A 6,596-nucleotide genomic window follows, 5' to 3' on the forward strand; every position below is an offset into this window, starting at 1 on the left:
AAGCACGGCATACAACACGCAATAAAAAACATAGGGCGGAAATTGCTAAATTTGAACGACATAACTTTTATTAAACGGCTTGGTAGCTTGACAGATAGGTGCTTCGAAATGCCCTACGTTTCTTATTGCCAAACGTTACCACCAATTTAAAAACGAAAGAAAATGAAAAGATTAACATTGATTATTTTGACTGCAATTTTGATGTCATCTTGTGCATCAACGTACTATCGTACCTCGACAAGTTTTTATTCCTTAAGTCGTGGTATGACAAAACAACAGTTTATTCAATGGAGCCAACCAGGATGGACTGATAAAAATGGTAAACCTGTTCAAGGTGGCAGACCTGAACATACAAAAATGTTCAAACACGGAAATGATGTTTGGGAAGTATGGGTTTTTAAAGTTTATGATTGTACAAGTTATCCTTCGCTTGGTTGTGTTTTTGACCACTATGAACACGTGAAATTTAAAAATGATAAGGTTGAAGAATGGGGAACAGGTGACTTACCTATAACAATTCGACAAAATCCTAATCAATTTCAATATGACATTAACATAAACCGATAAATTATGGCTATTTGTAAGCTTTGCTTACAGGAGAAAGAGTTAAGGCACTCTCATATTCTTCCTGAGTTTATGTATCAAAATCTTTACGACCCAAATCCAAAAAGATTTTATACATTAAGGGTTAATCTTGATAATGAAAAAGACTCATCGACAAAAATCAACCAAAAAGGAATTAGGGAATATCTTTTCTGCGCTGACTGCGAAGTACTTTTGAGTAGATACGAGAATTATGCAGCTGAAACCATTTACGGAAAGAACAAACGAAATAAAGCCTATATAGTAAAAGCGTCAGAAACGCCTGACCAACAATACTTCCTATATGAATATGCAGGCTTTTCATATAAAGAGTTTAAAATTTTCTTATTGTCAATTCTTTATAGAATAATAATATCATCATCGTTCTATTCGCCAACTGTGTCAGACGATACTAAAGAAAAGTTAAGAACAGCAATCCTTTCTGAAAATCCCTTGGACTATGATGATTTAGGGTGCTTGTTGCAGATAATAAAGTACAAGAAATCAATAATTGCAGAAGGATTTATCCTTGACCCATTTTTAACAAAAAACGAACAATCTGATATTTTAAACATACTTGTTGATGGGTTTATGTACAGCTTTTATTTGAACTCAAAAGAAATTCCTCAAAGCATTAAGGATAATTTTTTAAAATTAGATGGGACAATGAATATAATTGGAAGAATTTTATTCCAAGATGTTGGTCTATTTGAAAGAATCAAAAAAGCATATGATTATTTTAAGAAAACCAAGAATGACAAATAAACTGGTGGTAATCGAGTAGACTGCCCCACCACCTATCGATAGTGGGGAGAGCCTCTCACACTCCCGATGCATCGGGATACGTACGGGTCTCGTCCCGATAGATATCGGGACAGCGGTTCACTAAATAATGGGGAAACACTTCGACATTGCTCGTGTAAACTTTCAGGTAATAATCAAGCATACTTTCGTAACCACGTTTAGCAAGTCGTTCTAAAGTAATTGTTGTTGTTAAAATCGGACTTTGAGCCACTGCCCAACCACCTTTTCGAGTTCTGCTGAATGTCCCGATATGCATCGGTATTGATGGTCAACTCCCAATCGAATCAGGTTTTTCCTTTTCCTTTCGGGCTTTTTCCAGTCGTGCCATATGCAGTATCTGATGCGGTTTCGTATCAAGCATTCTGTCTTGCAAAAGTTCTTTTTTAAAAACTAGAAACAGAAATTTTCAGGAATAGTTCAGTTACCTGCTGTCCTTTCGTTTTCAATTAATGTTGCCATGCTTCAAAGATATTAATACAATTTTGTTCACATATCAAATCTTTCCCTATATTTGTCCACAAATTATTAATAACTTTAATGAGTTTTTCCACAGATTGGCGTTACCAAACATATTTAAAATAACATTAGATAGAAATGAGTAGAGAAATATTGAATATAGGAAAATTCATTTCAATCATTTTAATCCCCGTTTTTTTATTCAATATTTTTGGCTATCAGATATTGTTTTACGCATTACAGCAAAAAATACAAAAAGAAATAAAACTACAAATCAAAAAAGAATTAAAAAACGAAGAACGAACCCTTATTGTAACATCAGCCGATAATGAAACCGAAATTCAATGGATAAAACCAAAAAAGGAATTCAAATATAAAGGGGAAATGTATGATGTCGTAAAAATAAAGAATAAGGGTCATAAAAATTACTACTACTGCATTTGTGATATTAAAGAAAAACAGTTAATAGCGCATTACCAAAAAACACAGAAGAAAAACAATACAGAAGAAAAAATTAAACGAGTTAAAAATGTCAAGTTATTTTTTCAACAATTTAATTATCCAATAGAATTATATTGCTCTGATTATATCTATCCTCAAAATTCTTACAAAATACTCGTTAATTACATTATTATTCCTTCACCTCCGCCTAAGATGGCATAATTTCTATTCATTTTTTCACATTAATGCTGAGCATCAGAAAGGTGTTTCTTGTATTATGGAAATATTACAGTTAGAGGTTCTGCTGTTTTATATTCCATTATAACTTTTTTTCTGAACCTTATTTAAATAGTAAAAGTATGAAATCACAAATAATTTTAATTGCACTAATAATGTGTGTTTATAATCTATTCGGGCAAAACGAAATGCCTGATACAAGTAAAACAATTAACCTGCAAGAGGTAATTGTCACAGCTAACAAATTACCGGTATTATTAAAAAATAATCCCGGTTCAATTTCACTGGTTACAACTGAAATGCTATCAATTTTACCCAAATCAATCGCTGTTGAAGAGGCATTGAGATTAGTACCCGGTGTACGAGTTGATAATCAACATGATGGAGAGCGTGTTCATCTTTCAATAAGAGGACAAGGAATTTTAACTGAGCGCGGATTACGTGGAATCGGGGTTTTAATAGATGGAATACCTGTTAATGACCCATCAGGATTTGCCCCTGATTTATATGATGTGGACTGGGCTACTGTCAAAAAGATAGAAGTATTAAGAGGACCGGCAGCAGGTCTTTATGGTAGCAGCAGCAGTGGTGGTGTATTAAATATCTTTACCCGCAATGGAGGGACAAAACCAATTGCAGGTGAAATAAATCAAATTGTTGGTTCTAATGGATTTTCAAAAACACTTTTTCAATTTGATGGTAGTAAGGATATTATTGATTATAGGATAAGTTTTTCAAGAACAGATGGTGATGGTTACCGTGACCATCAAGCATTTTGGAGTAATAAACTTTATGAAAAAATCAATTTCCATCCATCTCAGAAATTATCTATTACACAGATTATTTCACATACAGATTATTTTCAACAAAATCCGGAAGGGTTGAACCTTGGTCAGTTTGATAATCTACGACAAGCGAACCCCGATGCTTGCCCCTTTAATGAGTACCAAAAAACAAACAGAACAACTATTGGTATTCATGGCAATTATAAATTTAACAAGTTCTACGATATGGAACTAACTTCCTATTTACGGTCATGGAGGTATAAGGAAACAAGTAATAAGTGTGCTGAATACAGGGATATTACCAATCCCGGAGTTCATTTTCAAAATAATTTTCACCTGACAAGCGGCAATATCAAAAACAATGTTAGTGTTGGAGTAGAATATAAATATCAAAACATCAATATGTATAAATTGGCTAGTGCACCAGATCCAAATAGAGTTGAAAGCACTGATCAAACTAATATTGAAACAGATAGCCTGCTTGCAAATCAGATTATCACTCAAGATAATCTTGGGCTTTTTGCGTTATATAATATGGAAGTAAAGAAATTTACCTTGATCGGAAGTGTTCGTTATGACATTATGAACAACGAATTAACAAACAAAATGATCAGAGGTGATTCAGCCCTTACCAGCAAGGATTTTAATAGGGCAACGGTTAGAATTGGAGCAAGTTATAATTTTATGGATGCTTTTACTCTATTCTCCAACTGGAGTCAGGGTTTTATACCTCCTTCGACTGAAGAATTGGCAAGCAATCCGGTTGGATATTCTGGCTTTAATACTCATTTGGTTCCGGCAACTTCAACGTGTATTGATATTGGTGCACGAGGCTTTTTAGGGCAGAAAATCTATTATGAATTAACAGGATTTCTGATGAACACCAAAAATGATTTCTTTCGTTTTAAACAGTCGGGAAGAGGGAATCAAGAAGTATTTTATGGAAATGCCGGCAATAGCAAACGAATAGGTATGGAAACCTTCATTTCATATAGAATTATTAAGAATCTGACTTTGCAATTAGCATATACTTATGCAGATTATAAATATACTTCAGCATCTATTGATCCTATTTATACCGATACTACTTATGTATTAACTGCACCTCCCGCTGAAGGACAATGGTTACCAAATTCACCCAAACACCAGCTTTATGGCGAAATCGTCTATAACATAAACAAAAATTTCAAAATAAGTCTGGGAACAGAGTATCAATCAAAATGGGCCATATATACTGATGCCAAAGCATACCATGGAGAATTAGACCCGACTATCTATCAGAATTGGCAGGATGGTTTTAATTTATACCACGCCAGAATTTCGTATCAATGGGAATTTAAAGGGCTTCAAGGTGAATGTAGTGTTTTTGCAAGAAATTTGACAGGTCAAAAATATATGGTATTTACTGAGCCAGACCCTGATGGTAATTCTTATCAACCTGGTCCGGGGAGAGAATTATTTGGTAGTATAAAAATCAGATTCTAAATTCGGACAAAAATACGTTTAGTAACAGCGTGTAAGAAAAATGCCGCTTATATTCGTATGCTAAGCCCTACGGGTTTTACGCAATGATAAAGATGTAAGCGGCACTTTTCCTACATTTGAATAGTCAGACTGTGCAAAAACTCATTTTTTAAAAATAATTAGTGAGAAATTCGAAGTCAGAGAATTTCATGCTTCATTAGATGCGATATAAGACGAGCAATTTTTGGGGAGTAAAAATCATATGGAAAAATTGGCGAAGCCTGAATGAGCTGAAAAATGACCTCAAAACTGACAAAAAATGAAAACCGGAATAGTCCGGTTGCCAGTTATAATTTCCAATTAATGTTGCCATGCTTCAAAGATATTAATACAATTTTGTTCACATATCAAATCTTTCCCTATATTTGTTCACAAATTATTAATAACCTGAGTGAGTTTTTGCACAGACTGACGTTAGCTGCAACCTTAGACAAGAACCATAACAACAATAAAACAATACAAAAATGGGAGAAATTAAGAACGAAATTTTTGACATAGAATTCATCGAAAGGACGAAAAAAGTAATCGAAGAATATAAAGGAACGTATAGTATAACCTTGCTTTTGAACTGCCTGTTAGGATTAATAGTTTTACCTTCTGAGTATTACAAAAGAAGGTCTCGAAGTTTTTTTGAAAAAGACTGCACTGAATTTAAAGAGCTAAAAGGATTATTAGACAAAGCAACCTTTAACCCGACTAAACGCAGAAATAATAATTGGGTTACTGACAACAAAAGCTTGAAAAATCTTATTAAAAAAGTTAGAAATGGAGTATCACATCAACAAATTGATTGTGTTGGTAATAACGGTAAATGGCAAAGTGTAACAATTAAAGACATAAACACATACAACCAAAACAATTTAGAACTTCAGGTAACTTGGACAACAATGCAATTGAGAAATTTTGCTCTATTTGTTGCAAATAGCTACTTGACCGAGATTAGAAAGATAGAAGATAAAAAGAAAAAATGAACGAGACGGAACTTCGAGACATACTTATTAAAAAGCTAAAAGGAATTGTAAAACAACCCTTTCTAATTGACACAGAAGTTCCTGTGCCATATAAACATATTTATATTCCAACGGACGATAAGACTAAACTTGAGTTATGGTGTTTCAAACAAGATATAACCATTTATAAAATATTATTTGATAAGACTGTAAAGCAAAAAGACAGTAAAATAACAAAAGACGGAGATACATTGATTGATATAGTTCTTGAAAAAGATAGCGGGCAAAATTCCCATCACGCAGGTTTACCATTTGTAATCCTTGAACTAAAGAAAGGTCAGCCAAATACACACGAAATATTGACCTACTCGCAGAAAGCCGAAATGATTAAAACGATTTTTCCTTATTGTCAATTTCTTTTTCTAATACTAGGTAATGTGTCGGCAAGAACATATAGACACGGAATTAATTTTGACACAGTAATTTCCTTGCAGGATGTAAATAATGACGAAGAAATTAAAAACCTTAAAAAAACCTTATTAAAACATTTCAAAATAGCGACAACAAGACTCAAACAATTGACAGAAAACAATTACAAGAAAAAATCAAAAAAATGACAAGAAAGGCAGCAGCTAATCGAGTAGTCTGCCCCGCCACCTTTCGATAGTGGGGAAAGCCTCTCACACTCCCGATGCATCGGGATACGTATGGGTCTCGTCCCGATAGATATCGGGACAGCGGTTCACTAAATAATGGGGATACACTTCGACATTGCTCAGTATAAACTTTCAGGTAATAATCAAGCATACTTTCATAA

6 protein-coding genes and 1 pseudogene are annotated in these 6,596 nt (G+C 33.7%); 6 read left to right on the forward strand and 1 reads right to left on the reverse strand.

All coding sequences use genetic code 11. The annotated features are described in order from the left end of the window. The first annotated feature begins 162 nt into the window (after positions 1–162). Entirely contained in the window at positions 163–567 is a 405-nt protein-coding gene (locus GX437_04665) for a hypothetical protein (protein NLJ06946.1), read from the forward strand. Positions 568–570: 3 nt separating this feature from the next. After that, complete coding sequence (locus GX437_04670; protein ID NLJ06947.1) at positions 571–1,347, forward strand: hypothetical protein; 777 nt, start codon at positions 571–573, stop codon at positions 1,345–1,347. 157 nt (positions 1,348–1,504) lie between these two features. Here GX437_04670 and GX437_04675 read toward each other — a convergent pair. After that, positions 1,505–1,740, reverse strand: a pseudogene (locus GX437_04675) (group II intron reverse transcriptase/maturase). A gap of 240 nt (positions 1,741–1,980) precedes the next feature. Between GX437_04675 and GX437_04680 the strand changes: the two are divergent. The 4 genes from GX437_04680 to GX437_04695 all read left to right on the forward strand — a co-directional run bounded on the left by GX437_04680 (position 1,981) and on the right by GX437_04695 (position 6,396). Further along, the gene (locus tag GX437_04680; protein NLJ06948.1) at positions 1,981–2,505 is read left to right on the forward strand and encodes a hypothetical protein; all 525 of its coding nucleotides are present in this window, start codon (positions 1,981–1,983) and stop codon (positions 2,503–2,505) included. A gap of 137 nt (positions 2,506–2,642) precedes the next feature. Then, complete coding sequence (locus tag GX437_04685) at positions 2,643–4,790, forward strand: TonB-dependent receptor (GenBank protein NLJ06949.1); 2,148 nt, start codon at positions 2,643–2,645, stop codon at positions 4,788–4,790. A 503-nt stretch (positions 4,791–5,293) separates the two neighbouring features. Beyond that, positions 5,294–5,800 carry a hypothetical protein gene (locus GX437_04690; GenBank protein ID NLJ06950.1) on the forward strand — a complete coding sequence of 169 codons (507 nt, stop codon included), beginning with the start codon at positions 5,294–5,296 and terminating at the stop codon, positions 5,798–5,800. Then, complete coding sequence (locus GX437_04695) at positions 5,797–6,396, forward strand: hypothetical protein (protein ID NLJ06951.1); 600 nt, start codon at positions 5,797–5,799, stop codon at positions 6,394–6,396. Before GX437_04690 ends, GX437_04695 begins: the two co-directional genes overlap by 4 nt. Positions 6,397–6,596 lie beyond the last annotated feature (200 nt).

The organism is Sphingobacteriales bacterium, from assembly GCA_012517435.1.
GTDB lineage: Bacteria > Bacteroidota > Bacteroidia > CAILMK01 > JAAYUY01 > JAAYUY01.